Annotated in this window: 25 protein-coding genes and 2 pseudogenes; 17 read left to right on the plus strand and 10 right to left on the minus strand. The window is 54.1% G+C overall.

Features of this window, described 5'->3' with window-relative positions; translation table 11 throughout:
* The 6 genes from ACYCZJ_RS12920 to motD form a co-directional block, all read left to right on the plus strand.
* A partial coding sequence (locus tag ACYCZJ_RS12920; protein ID WP_461554638.1) for a flagellar biosynthesis protein FlhA occupies nucleotides 1-1,563 on the plus strand: 1,563 nt, incomplete at its 5' end.
* Nucleotides 1,560-2,834 (plus strand): flagellar biosynthesis protein FlhF, encoded by a 1,275-nt coding sequence (gene flhF / locus ACYCZJ_RS12925; RefSeq protein ID WP_461554639.1) that lies wholly within the window; start codon nucleotides 1,560-1,562, stop codon nucleotides 2,832-2,834. The genes ACYCZJ_RS12920 and flhF, both read left to right, overlap by 4 nt.
* Nucleotides 2,827-3,618 carry a MinD/ParA family ATP-binding protein gene (locus ACYCZJ_RS12930; RefSeq protein WP_461554640.1) on the plus strand — a complete coding sequence of 264 codons (792 nt, stop codon included), beginning with the start codon at nucleotides 2,827-2,829 and terminating at the stop codon, nucleotides 3,616-3,618. Before flhF ends, ACYCZJ_RS12930 begins: the two co-directional genes overlap by 8 nt.
* Nucleotides 3,619-3,621: 3 nt before the next feature.
* Complete coding sequence (locus tag ACYCZJ_RS12935) at nucleotides 3,622-4,353, plus strand: RNA polymerase sigma factor FliA (protein WP_461554641.1); 732 nt, start codon at nucleotides 3,622-3,624, stop codon at nucleotides 4,351-4,353.
* Nucleotides 4,335-5,075 carry a flagellar motor protein gene (locus tag ACYCZJ_RS12940; protein ID WP_461554642.1) on the plus strand — a complete coding sequence of 247 codons (741 nt, stop codon included), beginning with the start codon at nucleotides 4,335-4,337 and terminating at the stop codon, nucleotides 5,073-5,075. Before ACYCZJ_RS12935 ends, ACYCZJ_RS12940 begins: the two co-directional genes overlap by 19 nt.
* Before the next feature lie 58 nt (nucleotides 5,076-5,133).
* Nucleotides 5,134-5,910, plus strand: a complete 777-nt coding sequence (gene motD, locus ACYCZJ_RS12945; RefSeq protein WP_461554643.1) for a flagellar motor protein MotD — start codon at nucleotides 5,134-5,136, stop codon at nucleotides 5,908-5,910.
* A 207-nt stretch (nucleotides 5,911-6,117) separates the two neighbouring features.
* Here motD and ACYCZJ_RS12950 read toward each other — a convergent pair whose 3' ends face one another.
* Complete coding sequence (locus ACYCZJ_RS12950; protein ID WP_461554644.1) at nucleotides 6,118-8,067, minus strand: AsmA family protein; 1,950 nt, start codon at nucleotides 8,065-8,067, stop codon at nucleotides 6,118-6,120.
* 200 nt (nucleotides 8,068-8,267) lie between these two features.
* Between ACYCZJ_RS12950 and ACYCZJ_RS12955 the strand changes: the two genes are divergently transcribed.
* Nucleotides 8,268-9,062, plus strand: a complete 795-nt coding sequence (locus ACYCZJ_RS12955) for a ZIP family metal transporter (protein WP_461554645.1) — start codon at nucleotides 8,268-8,270, stop codon at nucleotides 9,060-9,062.
* On the opposite strand, the gene ACYCZJ_RS12960 is transcribed toward ACYCZJ_RS12955, so the two are convergent.
* The gene (locus tag ACYCZJ_RS12960; protein WP_461554646.1) at nucleotides 9,059-9,232 is read right to left on the minus strand and encodes a hypothetical protein; all 174 of its coding nucleotides are present in this window, start codon (nucleotides 9,230-9,232) and stop codon (nucleotides 9,059-9,061) included. The two genes, ACYCZJ_RS12955 and ACYCZJ_RS12960, sit on opposite strands and share 4 nt — an antisense overlap.
* A gap of 37 nt (nucleotides 9,233-9,269) precedes the next feature.
* On the opposite strand from ACYCZJ_RS12960, the gene rimO reads away from it, so the two are divergent.
* A complete protein-coding gene (gene rimO / locus ACYCZJ_RS12965) occupies nucleotides 9,270-10,583 on the plus strand; it encodes a 30S ribosomal protein S12 methylthiotransferase RimO (RefSeq protein WP_461554647.1) in 1,314 nt (437 codons plus the stop codon).
* Between the two features lie 4 nt (nucleotides 10,584-10,587).
* Nucleotides 10,588-12,018: an exodeoxyribonuclease I gene (gene sbcB, locus ACYCZJ_RS12970; protein WP_461554648.1), complete on the plus strand. Its 1,431-nt coding sequence runs from the start codon at nucleotides 10,588-10,590 to the stop codon at nucleotides 12,016-12,018.
* A 159-nt stretch (nucleotides 12,019-12,177) separates the two neighbouring features.
* Here sbcB and ACYCZJ_RS12975 read toward each other — a convergent pair whose 3' ends face one another.
* Nucleotides 12,178-13,092 (minus strand): LysR family transcriptional regulator, encoded by a 915-nt coding sequence (locus tag ACYCZJ_RS12975; protein ID WP_461554649.1) that lies wholly within the window; start codon nucleotides 13,090-13,092, stop codon nucleotides 12,178-12,180.
* A 157-nt stretch (nucleotides 13,093-13,249) separates the two neighbouring features.
* Here ACYCZJ_RS12975 and ACYCZJ_RS12980 point away from each other — a divergent pair, with 157 nt between their 5' ends.
* The gene (locus ACYCZJ_RS12980; RefSeq protein ID WP_461554650.1) at nucleotides 13,250-13,726 is read left to right on the plus strand and encodes a PaaI family thioesterase; all 477 of its coding nucleotides are present in this window, start codon (nucleotides 13,250-13,252) and stop codon (nucleotides 13,724-13,726) included.
* Nucleotides 13,727-13,920: 194 nt separating this feature from the next.
* Here ACYCZJ_RS12980 and ACYCZJ_RS12985 read toward each other — a convergent pair.
* Nucleotides 13,921-14,330 (minus strand): annotated as a pseudogene (locus tag ACYCZJ_RS12985) (transposase); the annotation flags it as partial.
* Here ACYCZJ_RS12985 and ACYCZJ_RS12990 point away from each other — a divergent pair.
* Both ACYCZJ_RS12990 and ACYCZJ_RS12995 read left to right on the plus strand, forming a co-directional pair.
* Nucleotides 14,281-14,502 (plus strand): annotated as a pseudogene (locus ACYCZJ_RS12990) (N-6 DNA methylase); the annotation flags it as partial. The pseudogenes ACYCZJ_RS12985 and ACYCZJ_RS12990 sit on opposite strands and share 50 nt — an antisense overlap.
* A gap of 95 nt (nucleotides 14,503-14,597) precedes the next feature.
* Nucleotides 14,598-14,753, plus strand: a complete 156-nt coding sequence (locus ACYCZJ_RS12995) for a hypothetical protein (protein ID WP_461554672.1) — start codon at nucleotides 14,598-14,600, stop codon at nucleotides 14,751-14,753.
* A gap of 30 nt (nucleotides 14,754-14,783) precedes the next feature.
* Here the strand turns inward: ACYCZJ_RS12995 and ACYCZJ_RS13000 are convergent, their stop codons facing one another.
* The 6 genes from ACYCZJ_RS13000 to ACYCZJ_RS13025 all read right to left on the minus strand — a co-directional run bounded on the left by ACYCZJ_RS13000 (nucleotide 14,784) and on the right by ACYCZJ_RS13025 (nucleotide 20,236).
* Nucleotides 14,784-15,386, minus strand: a complete 603-nt coding sequence (locus ACYCZJ_RS13000; RefSeq protein WP_461554651.1) for a nitroreductase family protein — start codon at nucleotides 15,384-15,386, stop codon at nucleotides 14,784-14,786.
* 173 nt (nucleotides 15,387-15,559) lie between these two features.
* Nucleotides 15,560-15,787, minus strand: a complete 228-nt coding sequence (locus ACYCZJ_RS13005; protein ID WP_461554652.1) for a sulfurtransferase TusA family protein — start codon at nucleotides 15,785-15,787, stop codon at nucleotides 15,560-15,562.
* A 14-nt stretch (nucleotides 15,788-15,801) separates the two neighbouring features.
* Nucleotides 15,802-16,335, minus strand: a complete 534-nt coding sequence (locus ACYCZJ_RS13010) for a carboxymuconolactone decarboxylase family protein (protein ID WP_461554653.1) — start codon at nucleotides 16,333-16,335, stop codon at nucleotides 15,802-15,804.
* Between the two features lie 87 nt (nucleotides 16,336-16,422).
* Entirely contained in the window at nucleotides 16,423-17,052 is a 630-nt protein-coding gene (locus ACYCZJ_RS13015; protein WP_461554654.1) for a TetR/AcrR family transcriptional regulator, read from the minus strand.
* A gap of 71 nt (nucleotides 17,053-17,123) precedes the next feature.
* Nucleotides 17,124-18,485, minus strand: coding sequence for a sigma-54-dependent transcriptional regulator (locus tag ACYCZJ_RS13020; protein ID WP_461554655.1), 1,362 nt, complete (start codon nucleotides 18,483-18,485; stop codon nucleotides 17,124-17,126).
* Entirely contained in the window at nucleotides 18,482-20,236 is a 1,755-nt protein-coding gene (locus tag ACYCZJ_RS13025; protein WP_461554656.1) for a sensor histidine kinase, read from the minus strand. The genes ACYCZJ_RS13020 and ACYCZJ_RS13025 overlap by 4 nt, the downstream gene beginning before the upstream one ends.
* A gap of 107 nt (nucleotides 20,237-20,343) precedes the next feature.
* Here ACYCZJ_RS13025 and ACYCZJ_RS13030 point away from each other — a divergent pair, with 107 nt between their 5' ends.
* The 5 genes from ACYCZJ_RS13030 to ACYCZJ_RS13050 all read left to right on the plus strand — a co-directional run bounded on the left by ACYCZJ_RS13030 (nucleotide 20,344) and on the right by ACYCZJ_RS13050 (nucleotide 25,994).
* Entirely contained in the window at nucleotides 20,344-21,381 is a 1,038-nt protein-coding gene (locus tag ACYCZJ_RS13030) for a hypothetical protein (protein ID WP_461554657.1), read from the plus strand.
* A gap of 3 nt (nucleotides 21,382-21,384) precedes the next feature.
* Nucleotides 21,385-21,876, plus strand: coding sequence for a hypothetical protein (locus tag ACYCZJ_RS13035; RefSeq protein ID WP_461554658.1), 492 nt, complete (start codon nucleotides 21,385-21,387; stop codon nucleotides 21,874-21,876).
* Between the two features lie 370 nt (nucleotides 21,877-22,246).
* Nucleotides 22,247-23,446, plus strand: a complete 1,200-nt coding sequence (locus tag ACYCZJ_RS13040; protein ID WP_461554659.1) for a glycosyltransferase family protein — start codon at nucleotides 22,247-22,249, stop codon at nucleotides 23,444-23,446.
* Nucleotides 23,443-24,735, plus strand: a complete 1,293-nt coding sequence (locus ACYCZJ_RS13045; RefSeq protein WP_461554660.1) for a glycosyltransferase — start codon at nucleotides 23,443-23,445, stop codon at nucleotides 24,733-24,735. The genes ACYCZJ_RS13040 and ACYCZJ_RS13045 overlap by 4 nt, the downstream gene beginning before the upstream one ends.
* Nucleotides 24,735-25,994: a glycosyltransferase family 4 protein gene (locus tag ACYCZJ_RS13050; RefSeq protein ID WP_461554661.1), complete on the plus strand. Its 1,260-nt coding sequence runs from the start codon at nucleotides 24,735-24,737 to the stop codon at nucleotides 25,992-25,994. Before ACYCZJ_RS13045 ends, ACYCZJ_RS13050 begins: the two co-directional genes overlap by 1 nt.
* The last annotated feature ends 16 nt before the right edge of the window (nucleotides 25,995-26,010 follow it).

Below are 26,010 nucleotides of genomic sequence, written 5' to 3' on the forward strand. Positions count from 1 at the left end.
CAGGATGCGCGCCAGCGCCGTACCGAAGTCGCCCAGGAAGCCGAGTTTTACGGCGCGATGGACGGTGCCAGCAAATATGTGCGCGGCGATGCAGTGGCCGGAATCATGGTGACGGTGATCAATATCATCGGTGGCCTTATTGTCGGCATGGTGCAGCATGATCTGACCTTTGCCGTTGCCATCAAGAACTATACTTTGCTGGCCATTGGTGACGGTCTGGTTGCCCAGATTCCTTCGCTGCTGATCTCGACGGCGGCGGGTATTGTGGTATCCCGCGTCGCCAGCGATCAGGATATTGGCGGGCAGTTGCTGGGTCAGCTTTTTGCCAAACCGCAGGTGCTGTTCATTTCTGCCGGAATCATTGGGGGCATGGGCCTTATTCCCGGCATGCCGCATGTGGCTTTCATTTTGCTGGCCGCAGCCCTTGGAGCGGGTGGTTATATTCTTACGCAACGCGCACTCAAACCAAAAATCGAACCTGAAACCGAGATTGTGCCGGCAACTTCACTTGAGATGGAAGAAGCAACCTGGCAGGACATCATGCCGGTTGACACCTTGAGCTTGGAAGTTGGCTACCGCTTGATTCCCCTGGTGGATAAGGAACAAAGCGGTGAACTGTTACGGCGTATCAAAGGTATCCGCAAGAAATTTGCCCAGGAAGTCGGTTTTCTGTCCCCGCCGGTGCATATTCGCGACAACCTGGAACTGAGGCCATCCGAATATCGTATCAGCCTGAAAGGGGTCGAAATAGGGGGCGGGGAAGCGCATTCCGGCCAGTATCTGGCCATCAATCCTGGCATGGTGACCGGTACGCTTCCAGGGCCCGCATCCAGCGACCCGGCTTTTGGTCTGCCAGCTACCTGGATAGATTCCAGCCTGCGTGAGCAGGCGCAGACCATGGGTTATACCGTGGTGGACGCCGGCACGGTAGTGGCGACCCATCTCAATCATCTGATCACATTGCATGCTGCAGAACTGCTGGGGCGCCTGGAGGTGCAACAGTTGCTTGACCATCTGGGTACAGAATCACCCAAGCTGGTGGAAGACCTGGTACCAAAACTGATACCGCTTTCCTCATTGCAAAAGGTACTGCAAAACCTGCTGATTGAGGGTGTACACATCCGCGATATGCGCACCATCATTGAAACTTTGGCCGAGCATGCGACGCGCGTCCAGGATCCGAATGAGCTTACCGCGCTGGTGCGGATTGCACTCGGCCGCGCGATTGTCCAGCAGTTGTTCCCTGCGACCAACGAATTGTCGGTGATGACGCTGGATAGCAGTCTGGAGCGCCTGCTGATGCAGGCTTTACAAGCCAGTGGGCCGGAAGGGGCGGGTATTGAGCCTGGTCTTGCCGATATGCTGGCTTCACAAACTGAACTGGCTACCCGGCAGCAGGAGCAACAGGGCATCACGCCTGTGCTGCTGGTACCGGGGCCATTACGTGCGCTACTCGCCCGATTTCTGCGTCGCGCACTTCCGCAACTCAAGGTGTTGTCGCACGCCGAACTTCCCGATTCAAAAACCATTAGGGTTACCAGCCTAGTTGGAGGTCAAGCATGAACGTTAAAAAATTTACTGCGAGCAATTCCCGTGACGCTTTACGCAAAGTGCGTGATGAACTGGGTCCGGATGCGGTGATTCTGTCCAACCGCAGTATTGATGGCGGTGTTGAAATCATGGCGCTGGCCAATGAAGACATCGCTGCGCTGGTCGCACCGTCCGTGGAGAAGGAGACGATGCTGAAACCTCAACTCACGCCGTTGCCGAATAAACGCCGTACCGATAGCAATCAGGCTGCCAATCTGGCCGGTGCACTGGAAACGGCGCGTACCACATTGACAGCGAAAAAAGCCGCGGCAAGCGAGCTGACTGAAGTCATGAGCGAAATACGCTCGATGCGCGGCATGCTGGAGGCGCAGCTTGCAGAGTTATCCTGGGGCGCTGCCCAGAATCGGCAGCCGCATCGGGCAGATATTTTGCGTGAATTGCTGGCAGCAGGATTCAGTGCCAGCCTGGCGCGACATCTGGCAGAAAATTTGCCGCCCGTGACCAGCGCGGAAGAAGGAATGACCTGGATCAAGTCTGTTCTGATGCGCAATCTTCAGGCCATCAATAATGAAAACGAGATTCTGGAAAAGGGTGGTGTATTCGCCCTGGTTGGTCCCACCGGCGTAGGTAAAACCACGACCACAGCCAAGCTGGCTGCACGCTGCGTGATGCGTCATGGCACCAGCAAGCTGGCGTTGATTACGACGGATGGCTATCGTATCGGTGGTCATGAGCAATTGCGCATCTACGGCAAGATACTTGGCGTAATGGTGCATTCGGTGAAGGACGAAGCCGATCTGCGCATCGCACTGGAAGAGTTGAAGAACAAACACACTATCCTGATTGATACGGTAGGCATGAACCAGCGTGATCACATGGTCGCTGAACAGGTTGCGATGCTATCCGGTGCCAGTACCAAGGTGAAACGCCTGCTATGCCTGAATGCGACTTCCACTGGCGAGACGCTAAACGAGGTGGTGCGGGCTTATCAAGGCTCCGGCCTGGCGGGTTGCATCCTTACCAAGCTTGATGAAGCAGCCACCATCGGCAATGTGCTTGACGTTGCCATTCGTCACAAGCTGAGCCTTTATTACACTGCAAATGGCCAGCGTGTGCCTGAAGATTTGCATGTCATCAATCGCGAATATTTGATTGATCGCGCATTCAAGTTAAAACGCGAAAGCTCGCCGTTCCAGTTTCAGGATGATGAGTTACCGCTGGTAATCGCCAATACTGTACATGCGATGAAAGATAAATCACTGCGTGAGGTGAATCTTGGCTAATTTCGACTTTGATCAGGCAGAGGGATTGCGGCGCATGCTGGCAGGCCCCAGGCCGCGCATTGTGACGTTTTTGTCGATACTCAAAGACGAAGAAAAAAATGCAATGCTGGCGAATCTTGGTGCGTCACTGGTGCAAGGAGGAAGTGATGTATTGCTGGTGGATGCGCGCTCAGTATCAAAGGGTATCGCGTCGCGATTCGGAGCGGCGAGGCGCGCGACTTTGCTCGAGGTAGCGCGCCAGGAGAAGGCGCTGGATGAGGTGATTCAACCGGTTTCTCAAGGCTTGGGTCTGGTCTCTCTGGCGCGAGTGCGCCAAGACCTGGGCAGTCTGAGCGAAGCGGAGATGCAACGCTTGGGCACCAGCTTTGACCTGCTTGCCAGGCAGGCCAGTGTCGTCATGGTGGATGGAGAACTGGACACAAACAATGCCTTTCCGGTTTCAGCCATGTCCGATGGCCAGATCGTGGTACAGATGTCTCCCGGGGCAGCGTCACTCAAATCCGCTTACAGTTTGATCAAACGGCTGAACGCTTGTCTTGGTAGGCGCTCGTTCGGCGTGCTGGTGACGGGTGCTTCGGAAGATGAGGCGCGGCTGGTTTATGAAAATATGGCGCGTACAGCAAGCCGGTATTTAGCCATACAGTTGAATTTCATGGGCTCAGTGCCTGCGGATGAACACCTTGGCCGCGCAGCGAATCTGGGGCGTTCGGTGATTGATGCATTTCCTCTGGCTGGCGCTTCCGTCGCATTCAGGCGTCTTGCCGGGCAACTCAGCCTGTCCTGAAATATGTATACCGCTAACGGAAAGTCCGACAAAAATTATCTGCTTGCCCAGCATGCTCCGCTGGTTAAACGGCTCGCATATCAACTCAAAGCACGTCTGCCTCCAAGCGTGGAGGTGGATGATCTTGTGCAGGCCGGGATGATTGGTTTGCTCGACGCCATTAATCGGTATGAAGAGACCCACGGTGCGCAATTCGAGACCTATGCGGTACAACGTATCCGCGGATCGATGCTGGACGAATTGCGCAGCACGGATTGGTTGCCACGTAGTATTCGCCAGAATATGCGCAAGATTGAAGTGGCGATGAATGCCCTACAGCAGCGCTTTGGCCATGAACCTACTGAAGCTGAAATTGCCAAGGAACTCAAGCTCTCTCTGTCAGATTATCAGGAATTACTTAGCAATGGCGCTGGACATCAACTGGTGTATTACGAGGATTTCCATAGCGCTGATGGCAATGACCATTTTCTGGACCAGCATGCCAAGGGTGAATCGAACGATCCATTGAGGGAGCTTCTGGAAAGTGGTTTTCGCGGTGCTGTTGCAGAGGCGGTTGAGACTTTGCCGGAACGTGAAAAAATTCTGATGGGCCTTTACTATGAAGAAGAAATGAATCTCAAGGAGATAGGCGCGGTCATGGGTGTTTCGGAATCGCGCGTATGCCAATTGCATAGTCAGGCCGTTGCCAGGCTCCGATCAACACTAAAGGGGCAGGCATGGACTGGGGCAGTATAGCGGGTGTTGTACTCGCCCTGGCGGGCGTGCTGGTTGCACACATGCTGGACGGAGGCCATATCGGATCGCTGATCCAGCCAGCGGCGTTTGTCATTGTGGTGATCGGAACAATCGGCGCAGTCCTGCTGCAAAACCGGGTGAAGGTATTTGTACGTGGCGTACGGATGATCGGTTGGGTATTTGTTCCCCCGCCTGACAAGCGCCAGGAGATCATCGACGAGATCAGGGTCTGGAGTCATACAGCACGACGTGAAGGTTTGTTGAGTCTGGAAGCTTTCATGCTGGCGACGGAGGATCAGTTCACCGCAAAAGGCTTGCGCCTGATAATTGATGGGACCGAGCCCGCCAAACTCAGGGAAATTCTTGATCTTGAGATTAACGCGTATGAGTCGGAACAGCGCCACGCAGCCAGGATATGGGAGGCGGCGGGTGGCTATTCGCCGACGATCGGTATTCTGGGTGCGGTCCTGGGATTGATACATGTGATGGAGAACCTTTCCGATCCAACCAAGCTTGGCGGAGGCATTGCCGTAGCGTTTGTTGCGACTATCTACGGCGTCGGTTTGGCTAACCTGGTATTTTTGCCCATCGGCCACCGCCTCAAAACAACTGTCATGCATGAAGTCAGCACACGTGAAATGCTTGCGGACGCGTTTATCGGGATTGCCAACGGCGATAATCCACGTGCCATTGACGAACGTATGACAACCTATCTCAGATAAACGGAAGCTTGTTTTCTGCACTGATTTTTACTTGAGTATTGTCTGAATACACCACGCCATGGCCAGAAGAAAATATGAAGAGGAACACGAAAATCACGAGCGCTGGTTAGTGTCCTATGCCGATTTCATTACGCTGTTGTTCGCTTTTTTCGTGGTGATGTATGCGATTTCTTCAGTGAATGAAAGTAAATATCGTGTGCTGTCGGATTCGCTGGGAAATGCATTTGGTCAGACCAGAACGCAGCAGACAAAACCCGTATCCCCTCCGCCAATATTGCCATTGCCGAGCAAAACGCTGATTCATAAACCGCGAATAACCGAAGCAGTCAGACGCGAGAGAGAACAGATGACGCATATCGCCCGTAACATTCTGAAGGTACTTGCCCCTCTGGTCAGCGAAGGCAAGGTCAGGGTAACGCAGACAGCGTGGGGCGTGAGCGTGGAGATCAATGCCAGTCTGCTGTTCGCATTGGGGGAAGCCAAGCTGACAGATGAATCCAGCCAGGCGTTAAAAGCTGTAGCGGCAGTGTTGAAAAATGATCAGCATGCCATACGCGTGGAGGGTTATACCGACGATTTGCCTATCAGTAATGTCATATTCCCTTCCAATTGGGAATTGTCCGCGATGCGGGCAAGTAGCGTGGTCAGGTTGTTTGGCGACAATGGTATTGCCGAGAATCGCCTGACGGCAGTTGGTCATGGATCGAATGAGCCTGTCGATTCCAATGAGACGGCTACGGGCCGTGCACGCAACCGACGGGTAACGGTGACCATCCTTTCGGCACTGCCGGAAGTGGTTACAGAGGTGCCGGTCAATGCAAACCCGAAAAATTAGGCAGCTCGACAGCGCGCGGCAGCTGTTCCGGCTGCTGAAAATTACCTGGATATTTCGACCGAATCATCGGTGTAATGAGTAAGTTCGGCCATACCTTGCGCACACGAATAATTTTTTACGAAGATCCGTGTTCTATTTTCAGGCCGGGGTTATTCATTAGGCCGATTCCGGAATTAACCATTTGGGATCAATCTCAAAATAATGGAATCAGTGTTTCGCTTCTTGAATCAGGCGACCGCATTCACTGTTTTTCCCTGGGCCGGTATCCAGTAAAGGAATAATTGCCAGGAAAGGATTGACTACACCCAAGGCAATCGCACCTGCGCTACGCAAGGCCACTTTGGTTTTATCAATGGATATCGCAGGTTTGGAAAACTTCCCGCGAATGTAAATCGGACTGCGTAATGCAACAGGGCTGATCACTTTGGTATGCGGGACCAAATCCAGATCAAGTGTCTCTTGAGCCATATCGATATCGCCCGTGCCTGTAATGGTGGTGATCTCGGTATCGAGCAGCATTGTCCTGGTTTGCAAGACGCCTTTTTTGACGTTGAAATCGGCCACGGCGCAATTCAGTTTGATGACTTTGTCGCCGGTAAGTTTTAGTTGCAATATTTCCCATAAATGCAAGCCAGCGGTTTCCAGCATTAACTTGCTGATTTCGCCTCCATCGATCAGTAATACAACCTTGCCATCAGAGCTTGCAAGCATTTTACTGACGGCGTTGCCATTGCCGCGCAGATCGAAGTCACCGTTAACCTGACCAATACTGGTTTTGGACAACTTGATAGCCGGAAATAACTGATTGAGCATAAGTTTCCGTGCATGAATGTTGAGTTTGGCCTGAATCGGATCGTGTTGACCATTGAGTGTAATAGCCCCTGCAAGCGTGCCGCCTGCGACACCAAATCTTAACGGATCAAGCGTTAATATCGAGTCGCGCATCTGCAAGCGTGTCACCAGGCTTTCAATCGGTAAGGCTTTGGCACGCTGGATACGTTTTGCCTGAATTTTGACATCGGCGTCGACACTGTTCCAGCGTTCGGTGCGGAAAGGCAAGCCGGGCAGTACGTCGCCTTTATTCTGCTTGGTGGCAGCTTGTGCTGAAGCCGTTTGTTGCCCGGGAGCAGCCGCAGGAGAGATGCCCGTGTTTTGTTTGCTCATACCCACCGGCGATCCAAGATCGGCCAGGTTCAGTACCTGAAATGTTAAATCACCTCGCAAAAACGGACGTTTCCTGCTGCTATCTATTTGCATATTGCCAACTAAATCGCTTTTGCCAATGCGCCCCGCGAATTTTTCATAACGCCATTGCCGGGTGTTATGCAGCAGGTGTCCCTTTGTTGAGTACGCTGGCGTGCGTGGCAAGGCAATACCGATCAAAGGATATAGCTGATCAAGGCTGTCTCCTTTCAAAACCAGGTTCAAGTCAACTGCGCTGAAGCGGGTCAGGCTGGTTACTGTGCCGTCAGCCTGAACTTGCGTGTGGCCGATGCTGGCTTTGATATTGATGGGGTAGGGTGTGGTTTCATCGCTCAGCGCGAGTATCGTGCCGCCGCTACCACTCGCATTTAAAGGCATGCCTTTATATTCACCGTGCGCTTTGAACAGGATATTCGCAGTACCGGTATCCTGCGGCCCGGTTGGGCGAGTTGAAAGCGCAGCCTGAATCCGGGTTTTTTGTGCCGGGGCACTGTAAGTGAGGTGACCATTATCCAGCTCAATTCGATCAATTTTAGCTTGAGCGCTTTCATCTTTCTGATTGCGGTCCAGTAGCCAATTCTTGCGGCCATCCGGGCTTTGTTCGAGAAATACCTGCGGCTGTGTAAGCTTGACTGTGGATAGCCAGAATTGCCGTTCGAATAATTGCGGCAGGCGGATTCCACCATCCACGCGTTTTATACTAAACATCAACGGCTGCTTGGCCCAAGCTGGATTGGCGAAGGTAATATCGGTAACCTGGACGCGAGTGACCGGCCAGCTCAGTTTGACATCGAGGTTTCCATTGATCGTCAGCGCGCGCCCGGTTTTATCGGTGACGGCCCGTTCGATCGGGTGTCGCAGCCAGTTCCAGTCGAAGAACAGCATGAACAGGACGATGATGACGATTATCGCCGCCAGAAGGTACCCCAACCATTTCATGATGCGGCGCAACATGTTGATTTCCGTTAAACGACAGTTCTGTCAATATTGCATCAGCTGCGTTTAAAATCAGTGCGCTAACGAACATACGATGGGGCTTTTACGGTTGCTGGCGGCTTCTGGCTGTGAGAGAATCGCGCCACAAGTAAATGTACCGGGTGAGAACGCCATATTATTGCGTTTCAAGCCATCCTCCAGAAAATCATCTTCTCACCATGACCATCCTCACCTGGATTATTGCTGCCAGCTTGCTCGGCAGTGCATTGAGCGTATTGGTTGCATCGGTCTTTGCCTATGCAGCCAAGCCCAGTTGGGTAGGCATGTTGGTAAGCTATGCGATTGGAGCGTTGCTGGGTGCGGTTTTCCTGGAAATATTGCCGCATGCGTTTGAGGCATCCGGCAACGCCCACACTACTGCAGCCACAGTACTGGCTGGAATCATGGGATTTTTCGTGCTGGAGAAACTGGTGCTATGGCGCCACTGCCACCACGAAACCTGCGAGACACATGGTTTGGAGCCTGTCCATCAGCACGCCAATGGCGGTTTCGATCATGGCCGCAGCGGCATGATGATCCTGGTCGGAGATACCTTCCATAATTTCGTCGATGGCATTCTGATCGCGGCTGCGTTTCTTGCCGATATAGAGTTGGGCATCATCACGGCACTGGCAATTATCACCCACGAGATTCCGCAAGAAGTCGGCGATTTCCTGATTCTGCTGCACTCGGGTTACAGCAAGGCGCGCGCATTGGCATATAACCTGCTCTCCAGCGCAGCCACACTGGCCGGTGGTTTGCTGGCGTATTTTGCGCTGCAATCCATGCAGAATCTGGTGCCGGTATTCCTTGGATTGGCGGCGGCGAGCATGATTTACGTAGCGGTTGCCGACCTGATTCCCGGCCTGCACAAACGCGTCGGACTGGCGGCTACCGTAGAGCAGGTGTTGCTGATTGGCGCCGGCATTGCCACCATTGCAGTGACGGAGATGCTGGTGGGCAAATACGCCTAATCTTCTTCAGCCGCTCTGCGGCGTTTGCGCCCCGGTGTGTCGAGCAGATAATAGACCAATGCAATCAGCGCGCCGCCAATAACGAACACGCCGATGCCTTTGAACAATGACGGCGCAGTGACCACCATCATGATCCAGATATAGGCACAGGCAAACAATACAATGTACATGGGGGCTCAGGTTTCCAAACACGGATAGATCGAACAGATGACTAAAATTCCAAAAGTAGGTTTCGTTTCGCTGGGCTGCCCCAAGGCGACGTCCGACTCCGAACGTATTCTGACCGAATTGCGTGCCGAAGGGTACATTATTGCGCCGAACTACAGCGACGCCGATCTGGTGGTGGTCAATACCTGCGGTTTTATTGACGCGGCGGTGGAAGAATCGCTCGAAGCCATCGGCGAGGCGCTGGCGGAAAACGGCAAAGTCATTGTCACAGGCTGCCTGGGTGCCAAGGGTGACATCGTGCGCGAAACGCATCCACGCGTGCTGGCGGTAACCGGCCCGCATGCCACCGAGGCGGTGATGGAAGCCGTGCATACGCATCTGCCCAAGCCGCATGACCCTTATCTCGATCTGGTCCCCGCTCAAGGCATACGCCTGACACCCGACCACTTCGCCTATCTGAAAATTTCCGAAGGCTGCAACCACCGCTGCACGTTCTGCATTATTCCTTCCATGCGCGGCGATCTGGTCAGCCGGCCCATCGGCGATGTCATGCAGGAGGCGGAAAATCTGGTCAACGCGGGTGTGAAGGAATTACTGGTCATTTCCCAGGATACCAGTGCCTATGGCGTGGATGTGAAGTACCGTACCGGGTTCTGGAATGGCCGCCCATTGAAGACGCGCATGACCGAGCTCACCGCGGCGTTGTCGGAACTGGGCGTGTGGGTGCGCCTGCATTATGTTTATCCTTATCCGCACGTGGATGAAGTCATCCCGATGATGGCGGCGGGCAAAATTCTGCCCTATCTGGATATCCCGTTTCAGCACGCCAGCCCGAAACTGCTCAAGGCCATGAAACGCCCAGCTGCCGCCGAGAATACCCTGGCACGCATCAAGGCCTGGCGCGAAATATGCCCTGAACTGGTGATCCGCAGCACGTTCATCGCGGGTTTCCCCGGCGAGACAGAAGAAGATTTCCAGATGCTGCTGGATTTCCTTGAAGAAGCCCAGTTGGACCGCGTGGGCTGCTTTACCTATTCCGCAGTAGAAGGCGCGACCGCCAACGCGCTGGCTGACCACGTTCCCGAACAACTCAAGGAAGAACGCCGCGCACGCCTGATGGAACTGCAGGCCGACATCAGCGCCGATCGCCTTGCCGATCGTGTGGGCCAGACCATGACCGTGCTGGTGGACGAAATTGTCGAGGAGGGCGCGATTGCGCGTTCCTATGCCGATGCGCCGGAAATTGACGGCGTCGTGATCATCGAGAACCCGGCTGGCCTGGTACCAGGCGAGTTTGCCAAAGTGCGCATCACCGACAGCGGCGAACACGACCTCTGGGGCGAGGTGGTTTGAGGGTATGCATACCTTCCTCTGGCACGACTATGAAACCTTCGGCATCGACCCGCGCAGTGATCGCCCGGCGCAGTTCGCCGCCATCCGTACCGATACGGAATTAAACGAAATCGGCACGGCGGCCATGACCTACTGTCAGCCCGCGCCGGATTACCTGCCCGATCCGCAATCCTGTCTGATTACCGGCATCACCCCGCAGCTGTGCCTGGAGCGTGGCGTGCCCGAATACCAGTTCGCCAGCGAGATCGAGCAGATGTTCAGCCAGTCCGGCACCATCGGCGTGGGTTACAACACCATTCGTTTCGACGATGAATTCACGCGTTTTTTGCTGTGGCGCAATCTGGCCGATCCTTACGCGCGCGAGTGGCAAAACAACTGCGGGCGCTGGGACTTGCTCGATGTGGTGCGCACCACCTACGCCCTGCGTCCGGAAGGCATCGTCTGGCCGACCAAAGAGGATGGCCGCCCGAGTTTCAAACTCGAACACCTGAGTGCCGCCAATGGCCTTGCCCACGCCGCCGCGCACGATGCGCTGTCCGACGTGCGTGCCACCATTGCGCTGGCGCAGCTGATCCGCCAGCACCAGCCGCGCCTGTTTGACTTTTGTTTTACCTTGCATAAAAAAGACACCGTGGCCGAACAGATCAGCCTGCATGCACCGCGTCCATTCCTGCATGTGTCCGGCATGGTACCGGCAGAGCGCGGCTGCCTGATGCTGGCGTGGCCGCTGGCGCAGCACCCCACCAACAAGAATGAAGTCATCGTATGGGATCTGGCATTCGACCCCGCCGAGCTGTTCGAACTCGACGCTGCCAGCATCCGTACTCGCCTATTCACGGCTGCCGCTGCACTGTCCGAAGGCGTGAGCCGCCTGCCGGTCAAGACCATCCATCTCAACAAATCGCCGGTCGTCATCAACAATCTCAACACGCTGACGCCTGCCATGGCCGAGCGCTGGGGCATGGATATCGCGGCTGGCCTGCAGCACGCCAGCCGCTTTGCCAATGCGCCGGATATGCTGGCCATCTGGCGCGACGTATTCCAGCGTCCGGCAGCAGGTGCCGTGGACGTGGACGCGGATTTGTATGGCGGCTTCGTCGGCAACAACGACCGCCGCGTGCTGAACCGGCTGCGTATCCTGCCGCCCGAACAACTGGCGCGAGCCCAGCCCGGCTTCGACGACCCGCGTCTGGAAGAACTGTTGTTCCGCTACCGCGCGCGCAATTTCCCCACTACCTTAAATGAAAGCGAAGCGCAGCGCTGGCACGAGCACCGCGCCGCGCGCCTGTTCGAAGGCGCAGACGGCGCACGCACGCTGGAAAAACTGTTCAACGAAATCGATGCGCTGGCTGAAACTGCCGACGAGCGCGGCGAAACGATATTGGCCGCGCTGTATGACTACGCTGAAGCGATCGCGCCGGAAACTACTGGATAGACCGTAGCGGCTGTTAATGCAGGGCTAATCGAGTTGGTGATTTAATGGCTCAGATTGACCCGAAACCGCCATTCGAGCTAAATATCTGAACGGCAGGAATGAAAGTAATAGCAGGCGTTCCTGTTCGAGTCGAAGTTCCATCCAAGATACGCCTTCGCCTCATTTTCTTTTCTTCAATTTCGTATCGATTTTTGACAGCGTTGGCATCATCAATATCACTTCTCCCACAGCATCAACGACCATCGCGAGAAGCATCGGATCTAATTTCTCTCGCCATTGAAGCCCGATGATCCTTGCTACACTTAAACCCGAAACCGTTACTGCAACCAAGTCGTCCGGAACGAGACTTTTCGGCGCCAGGGTAATGCTTTTCCCGCTTCGAATCAGGTGGAATGCAAGATCTTCACGCTCAGCACGTGCTGTCACACGCAATGTTACTCCTGCAGCCCTCAATTGCGCACGTCCAACGGCATCTAATTCACAACGTGAACGGTGCACAAACGGGTGACTTTCAAGATCCCGAATCGCAATGTGTCCGCGTACCTTAGCAAATCTGTGATTTTGTGCCACAACAGCGACTAGAGGCTCACGCCAAAGCACCCGAGCATTTTGGGTAAGATCGTTAACATTGGTCCAGATAAGGTCTACCCGTTCCTGTGCAAGCCACCCAGCCACTCGATCCGCTGACCCCTCCCATAGGTCTATCTGCAAATTTTGCTCTTGTTTTTCAAGCACCTGGAATAGCTTGACGATCACCTCCTGCGGCAGCGTATCGAGCACGCCTATCCGAACCCGAGGTTGCGCATCTGCCTCACCAAGGAAATCTAAACGTGCGACATCGCATTGCCTAAGAATCTCAAGCGCATTCCGATAAAACCGGCGGCCGGCTGGCGTAAGACGAAGGGACCGGTTGGCCTGGGCGGAACGGTCGAAGAGAGGTCGTCCAAGTTCTTGCTCTAACGCCTTAAGGCCGGCTGATACCGATGGCTGCGACAGATGCAATCGCTCGGCAGCCTTGATCACACCGCCGTAGTCCACCACTGCCGTCAGGAAGCGGAGATGCTGGATTTTCATAATAGATATTTCCTATTATTATGTATAGATACAATCGATTTTAACTCTATTCGGCAGAGTGGTAAATTGAGTACTGGACTAGTTGGGTTGTACGCATATGGAAACATCCTTGGTCTGAAAATTGATTTTTTTATTTCATCCACGAGCTAGAGGTAGCATGAATAACAAACTTCCCACCCTCGAATTTCTCAGACGCCAACTTGATGGAACTCTTCCCGCAGGCGCGATCACTGAAATGCAGTATCCAACAGCAATTTCAAAAACTTTGGGATTCCGAATTACTGAAATCGATGTGGGCTACGCCAAAGTCCAGATGGATGCAAACGTGGAGATGCACGGAAATCAACAGGGAACCGTGCACGGCGGAATGCTCTGTGAATTGGCCGATGCCACTATTGGAACTGCCCACTCAACTGCAATCCTGGAAGGCGAAACATTCACGAGTATCGATCTAAAAATTAGCTTCTTTCGACCCGTGTGGAAGTCAGTACTTACGGCTACAGCCAAACAAATTCAACATGGAAAAACCATCACGCACTATCAATGTGAAATTTTCAGAGAGGATGGCAAGGCAATTGCCTTGGCAATGAGTACGGTGATGACTCTCCGAGGAAATTCTGCGCATGGACGGTGAAGAAAAGGGAATGATCTGCTCGTGTAGCGTATTCGGTGATATGAAAGACCAGGGGGCAGGTCTAGATATGATGTGATACATCCTCTGGTTCGCATAATCTAAAGAACTTAAAGCAACGAAATTAGTTGCCAGGCTACCCAAAAGAAGTATTCTTTCTCAATATTTTCTCGCTGAATGGCTGCAGTTTGTAGTGGTCAAGTATTTTCAGACACAGCGATAGGTTGTTTTGCTGCCATTTTGCGCTCGAAAGCGGCGGGAGACAGATAGCCCAGTGTTGAATGCAGCCGGGTGCAATTGTAGAAGCCCACGATGTAATCGGTAATGTCGTGTTTGGCCTCATCGAAATTGGCATAGTCACATTGCCACACCCGCTCCATCTTCAAATTCAGGAAGAAACGCTCCATCACCGCATTTCCCAGCAGTTGCCCTTGCGGCTCATGCTGCATCGAATACTGTTTTGGGCCAGCAAAGCCTGATATTCCCGGCTGGCATACTGACTCCCCCGATCTGAATGCAGCAACAGGCCCGCATCGGGACGCCGCTGTTGCAGCGCCATGGTCAATGCCGCGACCACCAGCGCGGTGGGCATAGTGGGGGCGCTGGAAACCACCGGACTGCATACCATCCTGCGCCTGCCCATCGGCATCTTTTACGCTAACGGTGTGAAGGCGAACGTGCTGTTCTTCGACAACCGCGCGGCCAGCAAGGAGCCGTGGACCAAGGAGGTGTGGTACTACGACTACCGCACGAATATTCATCACACGCTGAAAAAGAAACCGCTGCGCTTCGATGATTTGCAGGAATTCATCGCCTGCTACAACCCGCACAATCGCCATGAACGCAAGGCGCTTTGGGATACGAGCAAATCATCATGCGCGACAAAACCAGTCTGGGTATTTTCTGGTTCAAGGACAAAAGCCTGGCCGATCTGGACAACCTGCCGGAGCCGGATGAACTGGCGCTGGAGATTATCGACAACCTCGAAGCGGGGTTGAACAGCTTCAGGGAAATTGCGGCAGGCTTGTGAACAGGCATCTGCCGTATGTGCCGACAGGCATCAGAAATGATTGTTGATCACCACTTCATTCATCGCTAATTGCCCGCCGCGCGGCCACGCTTCCTGGGTGGCCTTGCCGATCGCCGTCATCATGGTGATCACATGATCCTGCGGCAGATTGATGAGTTTGCCCACCGCTTCGAAGTCGAAGCCGTCCATCGGACATGAGTCGTAACCCATTTCTCTGGCCGCCAGCATCAGCGTCATTGCCGCGATGCCGCATGAGCGCATGGCCTCGTCGCGCTGTACCTGGTCCCGGCCTGCGTAATACTGGACGATGGCGGGAACCATGAACTCCTGTATCGGCTGCGCCGCATTGCGCCAATAGCGCGCGGTATCCTTTTCCCAGGATTTGGTGTCGGCGCACAGCACGATCAGCAAGGAGGCATCGGTTACTTGCGCCTGATCCCAGGCCACCTTGCGGATTTCACTGCGCAGCTCGGGATCGCGCACCAGCACGAAGCGCCAGTTCTGGATATTGAATGCGGTGGGGGCGAGCATGGCCAGCGACATCAGCTTGTCGATTTCCGCCTCGGTCATGCGGTGGTCGGGATCATAGGTCTTGAAGGAACGGCGGGTTTCAATTGCAGTGGCGACATCCATATTGCTTTCTCCTTGGTTAAAAACGGATAATCCATAAAAGGCGATTTATCCACGAAAGGCACGAAAGGCACGAAATTATTCAAAGAGATAACAATTTATAGATCATCACTAAAAAGGTGAGTGATTTATTTCGTGCCTTTCGTGCTTTTCGTGGACTGACTATTTTTTCAGGATTATTTCTTTTTCATGAAAAACACGAATTCGGCATCGTTCTGTGCTGAAGACAGTAATTCATTTCCGGTCTGCTTGGCGAAGGCCTGAAAATCCTTCACCGCCCCCGGGTCGGTGGCCGAGATTTTCAATATTTGTCCCGTACTCAACTCAGTCAGCGATTTTTTGGTACGCAGTATCGGTAGCGGGCAATTCAAACCGCGCGCATCCAGTTCTTTATCGAAGTTCATGTCATACCTCCAGTCTAGAAGTCGTTTTCGACTTTGAATGTGTTGAAGATGACATCGACGGCCATATTTCTTGCGCCGTGCGATACCGCATCCAGCATGTCGCTGTCGCTCCAGCCCAGGCTGCGCAATTTTTGCAAATCGTCCGTGCCGACCGCATTGGGTGTGGATACGGCTTTCAGCACCAGCAGCAACATCGCTTTGTCCTTGTCATTCAAAGGCGCCTGTTCCGGATTCTGCTTGGTCAGGTTGACTTGCTCAGGTGTCAGGCCGCACTTGTTGATCAGCATGGCGGCGTTGAAACCGACACAGTAATCGCAGTGGTTTTCCTGCGATACCAGCATGCGCACCATGGTCAGCAGGGGAAAACTCAGCGCGGGGTGATTCATGTAGTACCCGATCGACAGCCATTGCTGTTCCAGCATCGCCGGGCTGCTGCTGTACATTTGCAAGGCGTTCGGCACGCGTCCGAAAGCCTTTTCAATCTGACGGTAAATTTCAGCTACTTTGCCGGTTGCTTGGTCGCTGGTTACGGTTTGAATGATAGGCATATTGCTTCTCCTTGATTGACAATCAAAAAACATACCAACCATCCGGTATGTTGTTGCCCAAATAAAATCGCACTGCTTGTGGCGATTTCACTGAGTCCGCTTATTCCTGGGCCTGGATCGGGGACCCAGGCTCAGAACGTAATCCTGTAATTGTGTTATGCACAACCGGAAGGTCTTTACCGATTGCATGTTCTTGGCCACGCCCCAGCAGCCTTCCCAGGCCGACACAATAAATAGCGCAGCGGCTTCGCAATCGACATCGGCCCTGATCTGGCGCTGGCGCTGCCCGGTTTCCAGTGCGTTGCGTATTGCCTTTTGCCAGGCCTTGAGTATCAGAGTCAGGCGTGCCTTGAACAGCTCATCCAGCGGGCTCATTTCCTGCATCAGATTGTTCAGCGGGCAGCCCAGGCGGATGGTTTCATCGTCAGCATATTCGGCTTTGCGCTGCATGATATTCAGCAATTCAGTTACCGGTTGCTCCGCTTCGCGCAGCGGACGGAACACCATTTCTTCCAGCCCCTCCCGGATCACTTCATCAATCACCGCGAGGCCGAGCGTATGCTTGGCAGGGAAGTAGTGGTACAGCGCGCCCTTGGTCAATCCAGTGTCGGCCAGAATATTGGCGATGCTCGCAGCCTGAAAACCGTTGCGGTGCATTTCGCCGAACGCGGCATGCAGAATTTTGTCGCGTGTCAGATCGGATTGTTTGGTGTCCATAGTCGGATCATACCAACCGGTATGGATGTGTCAAGAAATTTTTATTTTGGAAAATACCTGGACGGCTTTGCTTATTCCAGATGATATTTCTTAACCTTGTACCAAAGCGAGCGCTCGCTGATATCTAGCAGCCGCGCCGCCTTGGTTTTGTTGCCGCCCGTGTTGTGCAATGCAGCGGCGATCATTTTGGCTTCCAGGGCCTCAATGGCGCAGTTAAGCGACAGGCTGTCGAACGGCAGGTTGTCCTGCAATGGCTTCTGCTCTTGCGACGTGCCTGTCCCAAGCGGAAAATGGGGCGTATCCAGCTGTTTTCCGCCACTCAGGACGATGGCGCGCTCAATGACGTTCCTCAGTTCCCGCACGTTACCTGGCCAGGTGTATCGTTGCAGGCTGGATAAAGCCTCCGCGCTGATTTTTGGTATCGAAGCACGATCTTTCGACAATTCAGCTACAAAATACTGGATCAAGGCGGGTATATCTTCCTGGCGGTCGCGCAGCGGTGGAAGTTCAAGCGAAAACACATTCACGCGATAATACAAATCTTCGCGTAATTTGTTTTCAGCGATGGCGGCCAGAGGATCCCGGTTGGTTGCGGCAATGATTCTGATATCGATTGGAATATTGCGATTACTGCCCAATCGTTCGATCACATTTTCCTGCAATACCCGTAGTAGCTTGGCTTGCAAAGCAATCGGCATTTCCGCCAATTCGTCCAGAAAAATCGTGCCGCCATGAGCCAGTTCAAACTTGCCAATACGTTCCTTATGCGCTCCGGTAAACGCACCTTTTTCATAGCCGAACAGCTCACTTTCCAGCATGTCTGCGGGAATCGCGGCGCAATTGATCGGCACAAAGAGCTTGTCGCGCCGTGGTGAGGCCCGGTGAATGGCACGCGCGACCAGTTCCTTGCCGGTACCCGTTTCACCGGTGATAAGCGCCGTGGTTTTATTGGGGGCGACAAGCCGTATCTGTTCGTAGACTCTTTGCATGGATGGGCTTTCCCCGATAAAACCTTCCCATCCTTTTTCCAGTTCGCGGCGCAGGAAATCGTTTTGAAGCAATATCTGGCCGGTTGCCAGTATCCGGTTGATCGTCAGTTCGAGCGCTTCTATATCGAAGGGACGCAGAATGTAATCACATGCACCCAGCTTCATCGATTCCACGGCGCTCTGGATCGTACCGTGCGCGGTCATGATGATGAAGGGGACATTATTGCCCTGAGCGCGAAGCTGATTCAATAATTCGATACCATCCATCCCGGGCATGCGAAGGTCGCTGATGACCAGGTCAACCGGAGATTCCTGCAGGCTTTGCAGTGCTTCCATTCCGTTGCTGGCGCAACAGATATCATGCCCCATCTTTTGCAGCATGATTTCGAGAACGCGCAGCATGCGCGCCTCGTCATCGACGATCAGAATTTGTTGTCCACTCATGTTTTTGCGCTCATTTTTCTCGGTATGGCTATTCTGAATAATGCACCACCCCAACGACTTTCACTCACCGTGATATCTCCGCCGTGTGCTGACACGATTTGCTGGACTACTGCCAGCCCCAATCCGATACCACCTTCGCGTTTGTGAAAAAACGAGTCGAATATTTTGTCGCGCTCTTCTTTGGCAATGCCCGGACCGTTGTCTGCAATTTCAATGATGATCTTCTCGAATTCACTGCGGCTGGTGACGGTAATTTTTCCATGCTCCGGCAGCACTTGCAGGGCATTCATAAGCAGGTTCAGGAATACCTGCGTCATCTGTTCTGCATCGCATTCGCAGTAAGGATCGGAGGATTTCAGTAACTCTGCTACATGAATATTTTTTTTCTGGGTTTGTGCGGCCAGCATCTGAATGCAATTATGAATCTGTGCATGCAGGTTGGTGAGCTGAAAGCTTGGCAGGCGTGGACGGGTGCCATCCAGCATGGTTGAAACCAGGTGATTAAGCCTGTCGGTTTCGCTCTCGATAAAACCGATCAGTTCGCGTGCTTCGTCACTGATTTGAGGTTCTCTCTTCAGCATTTGTGATGATGAGCGCAGTATACCCAATGGCGTTCTGATTTCATGGGCCATGACCGCGGCCATTTCACCCATGACTGCAAAGCGTGATGCCCTGATCAGATGTTGCCTGGATTGGTCGAGATCCTGGACCATTTGAATAAATGTGGTGGTCAGTTCTCCAACCTCTCCACTGGATACAGGAGGAGAGGGCGGCAAAGATTTTTCGTCAATAAAGCGGCGTGTGAATGCAGTCAGAGCCAGGATGGGACGGGCAATATTATTTGCTACCCATAAGGAAACCCAGGTGGCAATCCCTATCGTTGCCAGCAGGAAACCGAGAAATACGATAGCCAGCCTGTGTATGGGCTGCAGCGCCTGGTCCAGTGGCTGTATGACGATCGTGGTCCAATCCAGGCCCGAAAAGTTTTCATAACCATGCGAACGGTCAAAGCCAATAATGACCCGGGAAGTGTGCAGGGGTGAACCATCGACAATCTCGACACCGCTTTTTGGGATTTTAGATAGCCAGGGCTGAAATTTTTTGCTCATCAAAAAGCCTTGTTGTCTCAATTCGTCAGAGGCGGCGATTACTTTTCCATCATGATCCAATATGGCGACCATGCGTCCATCCCTGGCAGCCTGATCCAGTATCTGGAAAATTTGTGTCCAGTCAAAGGACAATACAAGCTCTCCCAGATTACCGCTGCCGAATTTCGAATGGATGATGGAGCGGATATTCATTGTGCTGCCATCAGGAACATCCAGAATAACCCGCCCTCCGGGTAGGGCCGCATGCAACCAGGCTTGTTGGCTGGCAAGTGCTGTGCCTATTGCGGCGGCTTTATTGCTGGCAACTATCACGCCGCTCGTATCAATGCAGTACAAGTCATGATAAACGTTCTGGTACCCTGTTTTAAGCTCGGAAAGAAAGGCAGACAGGCGCTTGTCAATATCCTTGACATAAATATCCTGCATGACCTCAAGATGGCTCCAGGTGATCGCGTTTTGAAAACGTTCGAACAGCATCTTGTCGGTATCTGCGGAAACAGTGGCTGCCTGTACCAGAAGCGTTTGCTCGATTTCAGCCTGCATGGCCTCTTGCGTTTTGATAAAAGCGAGATAGGTCAGGGCGATGGCCGGCACCAGGCTGACCAGCAAAAATGCGACAACAAGTGTTTTCCGTATCGTCACGTGAAAGAAATCCGGCTATGGATTTGGGCGTTACCTAGGCTAAAGTATAAGCAAAGCAGTCACAATAACCCATTTTTTATCTTACCTTGTTGGGGAGAATAACAGCCATGCGCCACAGGGTGTTTCCCGCAGCTTTCATTGTTTCTGTGGCGCTCACGCTTGGCTCAGGCAGCGTGCGAGCGGCGCAACCCGTGCCGTCCCCCCAGCTTGAGCGCGGTTGGCAACTACCCGGAACAGGTTTTACTTTGGGTGGATATGCAACCGAGAATTTTACGGTAAAAAAAAACAGGCCCTGGGAATTAAGCACCGAAGATCTCAGCCTGTTTATCGGCTGGGAGGGTACAGGCAAGCTTAAATTTTTTTCCGAACTGAGCCTGGAAGATGCACTTGTTTTTCGGCAGCCGGGAACGCTTACTACGAGTCATCGTTCACTGGCGTTCGAACGTGCCTATTTCGATTACGCCCAATCCGAACGGTTGAATTTCCGTCTGGGAAAATTTCTGACCCCGGTCGGGCACTGGAACTTAATCCACGCGGATCCGCTGGTCTGGACCACCTCGCGTCCACTGATCACCAATCGTCCTTTTCCCACCTATGCGACCGGCGCCATGATTTACGGCACGAGGACTGCCTTTGGCAAGGAATTGGATTATTCCATGTATGCCTCCAGCGGGCAGGAAATACGGGGTAATTCCAATCAGGATACTTTTGATTCTGCGTATGGTCTGCATCTTACCTACGCCATGCCGAGATCCGGTCAGCTCGGATTTTCGTATGTGAATTTCACTCAAAAAAGTGATGCAGCCAACCGACAGAGTTTGTTTGGCGTCGATTACCTCTGGTCAAGAAATCGTTATGAACTCAGCGGCGAGGCAATCTACCGGGTTTCCAGTCGCGGCCGTGCATGGGATGAGAAAGGGGTATTTGTCCAGGCGGTTGTGCCGCTTTCGGGAAGGTTATACGGGGTCGGCAGGTATGAATATTTTCGTCAGGCCGGGTCGTCGCCTGGCGTGAGTTTATGGGTGGCCGGTCTGGCATTTCGCATTACCCCGACGTCGGTGGTGAAAGCGGAATTCGTACATGGGGTAAATAATCAGATCAATGCCCCCGAAGGCTTTCTGTCCTCAATCAGCGTGCTGTTCTAATCCGTGCGCGCCTTTTCATTAACCCATGTAACGATCATCCTGTTGATTTGGGGCGGATGTGCCATTTCCGTCGGCTGGGCAGCGGAGGAGCCGCTGGCCGTGATTGTGCATGCCGGCCAGGCCAAATTGAATTTGGGCAGGAGCGAATTGGCAGCGATATACAGGCGAAAAAGAAATTACTGGGATGATGGCACCAAAATTCAAGCAGTGAATTTGCCGGTCGAAAGTCCGGCTCGACGCGCTTTTTCCAAAGCGATTCTGGGCTATGCGCCGGAAGAACTGGAGCAGTACTGGAATGATCGCTATTTCCACGGTGTCTTGCCTCCCTATGTTTTGTCCTCGGAAGAAGCGGTCCTTCGATTCGTCGCCGAAACGCCCGGGGCGATTGGTTATGTGCCTTACTGTGATGCTGACAAGCGGGTGAGCGTCGTGCTGGTAATCAGTGCAAAAGGTCATGTGAACGGATCAGCTACCGATATTCTCTGTCCGAAATAATCGGGCTTCAACCCTGCAGTATTTGTTTTCCATTTTTGCAGTCCGACATTATTTGCGGGTTTTTATTTGCCCGTTCTATTCTCTGGCGTCCTCCAGAATTCACTGATTATTCAATATTAAACATGCGGATACGACAGTCAATCGACTTGTATCCGGGTTTGGCACGCCTATTGCCTTTGTTTACCTGAAATCGATTTTTTGATCATGACGAAACAGTGGCAAGCATGGCAGGACTGGGTATCGGAGCGCGCAGTTTACACAGTCCATGTGGTTCTAAAACCTTATTGGAGTGGCCTCTCTCATGCAACTACATCATCTGCCCGTCGTACCCAGATACATACCTGTGCCGAGTGCGCGGCCCAGGGTGCTCATGTATTCTCATGACACATTCGGTCTCGGCCATTTACGGCGCAATCTGGCGATTGCGACTCATCTGTTGCGGCGCAGCCAGCCGTTTTCCGCGTTGCTGTTGACAGGATCGCCCGTGGTGGCGTCGTGGCCCATGCCTGCCGGCTTACAAGTGCAGGCGCTGCCGCCTGTTGTTAAAACAGGCGCGGAAGAGTATGTATCACGGGATCATTCATTCAGCTTTGCCGCGGTGAAAGAGCGTCGTGAATCGGTGATTCTTGACGCGGTCATGCATTATCGCCCCGATGTGTTCCTGATTGACCACGCCCCGGCAGGTATGAAAGGAGAGTTGCTGGAAGCGCTGGCGTTTATCCATGAAGAAATGCCGGCTACGCGTACTGTGCTTGGTTTGCGCGACATTATCGACAGCGCGGAGACAGTGCGTAGCCAGTGGCGCGAGCAAAATGTTTATCAATTGCTTGAAACCGCTTACGATCACATCCTGGTGTATGGCAGCAGGCACTTGTTCGATCTGGTGCAGGAGTACGATATTCCCGGTTCCATAGCAGTCAAGATTCGTTACTGCGGGTATATAGCCCGTAACGACAGTAACGTGGTATCCGCATTAAGCGGCACCCATGGAATCCCGCCCGTATCAGGTCGGCCGGTAATTCTGGTTACCGCTGGCGGAGGCGGTGATGGCTACCCGTTGTTAAGCGCCTATCTGCGAGCGCTGGAAAACATTCCGCACAATGTCGCGCAAAGCATTATCGTACCTGGCCCGCTCATGGCCGTAGAAGAACAGCGCGCGCTCGAATTGGCTGCAGCGCAGCGTCCTGACGTGCGCGTCATCTTCTTTACCACTGAATTGGCGGATTTGATTCGAAGCTCGGACCTGGTGGTGTCCATGGCAGGGTACAACACCACGGCAGAAATTCTGGCAGCAAAAAAAACAGCCATCCTCGTACCACGTGGTGCGCCGCGCATGGAGCAACGTTTGCGGGCAACGCTGCTGAGCAATTTGGGCCTGGCATGGGCCATACAACCGGAGGAGGACCTGGTTGCGCGTCTGACAGAGCTTGTGCAGGGTGCACTGGCGGGCGCAAGGCCGCCCCATCATGACTGGAATGCCGTGGATCTTGGCGGGGTTCACCGCGTTGGCAACGCCCTGGACGATCTGCTTGGCATCAACCGCATGTCCGCGATCGGAGCAACGCTATGACACAGGCTGCATCCCGGACCATCGGTTACATGCTGAAGCGCTACCCACGTCTTTCGGAAACTTTTATTCTTAATGAGATGCGCGCGCTGGAGCGGTTGGGCACGCAACTGCATGTGTTCTCGCTGATGCGTCCGGAAGAGGCGCTGTCGCATCCGGCTGTGCTCGAGCTGCAGGCACCCGTCACCTATTTTCCCGAGACCTGGGCGGCGAAAATTCCAGCCGTGATCAAAGCGCACGCCACGATGGCCTTGACGGCACCCTTGCGCTATTTGCACGCGGCTGGACTGGCGCTTTGGTGGTCCATGCTCTCGCGCCGTCCATTTAGTGTGTGGAAGCAATTCCTGCGTTCCGGATACATGGCGGTCGCCTGTCGCCAGCAGCAGATCCAGCATCTGCATGCTCACTTTGCCAATGCGCCAGCCATCGTCGCCCGGCTGGTAAGCGTGATGTGCAATATCCCGTACAGCTTTACCACGCATGCCAAGGATCTCTACCTGACCCGGCAAAAAGTGATGCGCCGACGCATTGATTCTGCCAGCTTTGTGCTGACTTGCACGCGCCACAATCTTGAATACCTGCAGAGTTTTCTGCCACAACAGGATTGGCACAAAATTCATCTGGTCTATCATGGTATTGATCTGGCTGCGTTCCCTTTTCCGGCGGATAACGCGAAGGCAGCAACCAGTGACGGGAGCCGTGCTGCGAAGATTATCCCCATCGCCCTGTCGGTTCCGCTGATCTTGTCGGTCGGCCGTCTGGTGCCGAAAAAAGGGCTGAATGATCTGATTTCGGCTTGCCAGTTGATGAAAGCGCGCGGCGTCAAGTTTCGCTGCGCCATCGTGGGTGAGGGGCCGCTGCGCGGTGAACTGGAGAGCCAAATCAGCAAGCTTGGTCTGGAAGACACGGTGACCCTGCTCGGCGCGATGGCGCATGACCGGCTGGTTGCATTTTATGGTCAAGCCAGCGTATTTGCGCTCTCCCCGCAAGTCATGGAAGACGGCGACCGGGACGGGATTCCCAACGTGCTGGCAGAGGCCATGGCTGCCGGCTTGCCGGTGGTATCGACCCGCGTTTCCGGTATCCCCGAGTTGGTGGAGGATGGACACACCGGACTGCTGGTGGGACCCAAGGATCCGGCCGCCTTGGCGGATGCAATAGAACGCCTGTTAAACGATCCGGCCAAAAGCCAAAGTCTGGCTGTGGCAGCGCGCCGCAAAATGGAGGATAGCTTCGAATGCTGGGAGACCACCAAGGCCGTGCAAACCTTGCTTCAGGTCGGTGCGCGCTGATGAAAATCGCTTATCTTTGTGCCGATCGCGGCATTCCTGTGCTGGGCGACAAGGGCGCCTCGGTGCATGTGCGCGAATTCGTTTCCGCCCTGGCCGGACTGGGGCATGAGGTGACGCTATTGTGCGCCAAACAGGGCACCGGGAATCCTTGTCCTCCGGTACGCATGATCGAGTTGCCCCCGGATGAAAGCGCGGACGAAATGGCGCTGGAAGCGGCACAGCTCAGTATGGGAAATGAGGAAAAAGATCAGACTTTGCAGCGCGAACTCGGCAAGCTCGCCTGCGACCGCAAACTGGCCGCGCGCGTGCTGATGGCGCTGGATCAGGCCGGTGTCCAGCCGGATCTGCTGTATGAGCGTTATGCGCTGTTTCACCGGGCCGGGGGACAGGTCGCGACCGCTCTGAACATTCCCTTGATGCTCGAAATGAATGCGCCGCTGGCGGAAGAGCAGGAACGCTTCCGCGGGCTGCGACTGAAAGCTCTGGCGGATGCAACCGAGACTGAAACCCTGTGCCGTTCCGACCATGTCATCGCGGTGTCTGCCGCGGTCAGGGAACACGCCCTGTCGCGCGGCGCGTTGGGGGAGCGCGTCACCGTGTTGCCCAATGGGGTGGATACCAGCCGCTTTCATCCCGGCGTGGACGGAGGGCCGGTACGTGAGCGTTACGAACTCGACGGCAGACCGGTGATCGGGTTTATCGGCAGCCTGAAGCCGTGGCATGGCCTGGATTTTCTGCTTGATGCCTTTACCAACATCCTGACGCGCCGTCCCGATGCAGTCTTGCTGCTGGTGGGAGAGGGTCCCGCCCTGATTGATCTGCAGGCACGGGTAGCGCGCGATCAACTGCATGGACGGGTCATCCTCACCGGGCGTATCCCGCACGCCGATATTCCTGCTTATCTGACCGCCATGGATATCACGGTGGCGCCCTATACCGCCCAGGATGGCTTCTATTTCTCACCCCTGAAAGTGGTCGAATCTATGGCTGCCGGGCGACCGGTTGTCGCCCCACGGCTCGGCCAATTGACTGACCTGCTGCAGGACGGTGTGACGGGCCTGCTGTATCCGCCCGGCGATCGTGACATCTTCGTAAATCAGGTGATTGAACTGCTGAATGATGTACCCAGGCTGCGAGTCATGAGTCGCGCGGCAGCCGCGGCAGCGCGTGAAGATTTCGGTTGGGACAAGACGGCCTTGCGTGCCACTGAAATCATGATGCGTTTGCGCGCACCCCGCGCAGCCGGTAGCAGGCGATGACAGAAGTCGGTACAGC

This window comes from Sulfuriferula sp. (assembly GCF_054605375.1).

Bases quoted from the DNA above. Each gene is read 5' to 3' on its own strand.
- flhF (WP_461554639.1), top strand. From the start codon at position 1,560: ATGAACGTTAAAAAATTTACTGCGAGCAATTCCCGTGACGCTTTACGC.
- ACYCZJ_RS12935 (WP_461554641.1), top strand. From the start codon at position 3,622: ATGTATACCGCTAACGGAAAGTCCGACAAAAATTATCTGCTTGCCCAG.
- ACYCZJ_RS12940 (WP_461554642.1), top strand. From the start codon at position 4,335: ATGGACTGGGGCAGTATAGCGGGTGTTGTACTCGCCCTGGCGGGCGTG.
- motD (WP_461554643.1), top strand. From the start codon at position 5,134: ATGGCCAGAAGAAAATATGAAGAGGAACACGAAAATCACGAGCGCTGG.
- ACYCZJ_RS12950 (WP_461554644.1), bottom strand. From the start codon at position 8,067: ATGTTGCGCCGCATCATGAAATGGTTGGGGTACCTTCTGGCGGCGATA.
- ACYCZJ_RS12955 (WP_461554645.1), top strand. From the start codon at position 8,268: ATGACCATCCTCACCTGGATTATTGCTGCCAGCTTGCTCGGCAGTGCA.
- ACYCZJ_RS12960 (WP_461554646.1), bottom strand. From the start codon at position 9,232: ATGTACATTGTATTGTTTGCCTGTGCCTATATCTGGATCATGATGGTG.
- rimO (WP_461554647.1), top strand. From the start codon at position 9,270: ATGACTAAAATTCCAAAAGTAGGTTTCGTTTCGCTGGGCTGCCCCAAG.
- sbcB (WP_461554648.1), top strand. From the start codon at position 10,588: ATGCATACCTTCCTCTGGCACGACTATGAAACCTTCGGCATCGACCCG.
- ACYCZJ_RS12975 (WP_461554649.1), bottom strand. From the start codon at position 13,092: ATGAAAATCCAGCATCTCCGCTTCCTGACGGCAGTGGTGGACTACGGC.
- ACYCZJ_RS12980 (WP_461554650.1), top strand. From the start codon at position 13,250: ATGAATAACAAACTTCCCACCCTCGAATTTCTCAGACGCCAACTTGAT.
- ACYCZJ_RS12995 (WP_461554672.1), top strand. From the start codon at position 14,598: ATGCGCGACAAAACCAGTCTGGGTATTTTCTGGTTCAAGGACAAAAGC.
- ACYCZJ_RS13000 (WP_461554651.1), bottom strand. From the start codon at position 15,386: ATGGATGTCGCCACTGCAATTGAAACCCGCCGTTCCTTCAAGACCTAT.
- ACYCZJ_RS13005 (WP_461554652.1), bottom strand. From the start codon at position 15,787: ATGAACTTCGATAAAGAACTGGATGCGCGCGGTTTGAATTGCCCGCTA.
- ACYCZJ_RS13010 (WP_461554653.1), bottom strand. From the start codon at position 16,335: ATGCCTATCATTCAAACCGTAACCAGCGACCAAGCAACCGGCAAAGTA.
- ACYCZJ_RS13015 (WP_461554654.1), bottom strand. From the start codon at position 17,052: ATGGACACCAAACAATCCGATCTGACACGCGACAAAATTCTGCATGCC.
- ACYCZJ_RS13020 (WP_461554655.1), bottom strand. From the start codon at position 18,485: ATGAGTGGACAACAAATTCTGATCGTCGATGACGAGGCGCGCATGCTG.
- ACYCZJ_RS13030 (WP_461554657.1), top strand. From the start codon at position 20,344: ATGCGCCACAGGGTGTTTCCCGCAGCTTTCATTGTTTCTGTGGCGCTC.
- ACYCZJ_RS13040 (WP_461554659.1), top strand. From the start codon at position 22,247: ATGTATTCTCATGACACATTCGGTCTCGGCCATTTACGGCGCAATCTG.
- ACYCZJ_RS13045 (WP_461554660.1), top strand. From the start codon at position 23,443: ATGACACAGGCTGCATCCCGGACCATCGGTTACATGCTGAAGCGCTAC.
- ACYCZJ_RS13050 (WP_461554661.1), top strand. From the start codon at position 24,735: ATGAAAATCGCTTATCTTTGTGCCGATCGCGGCATTCCTGTGCTGGGC.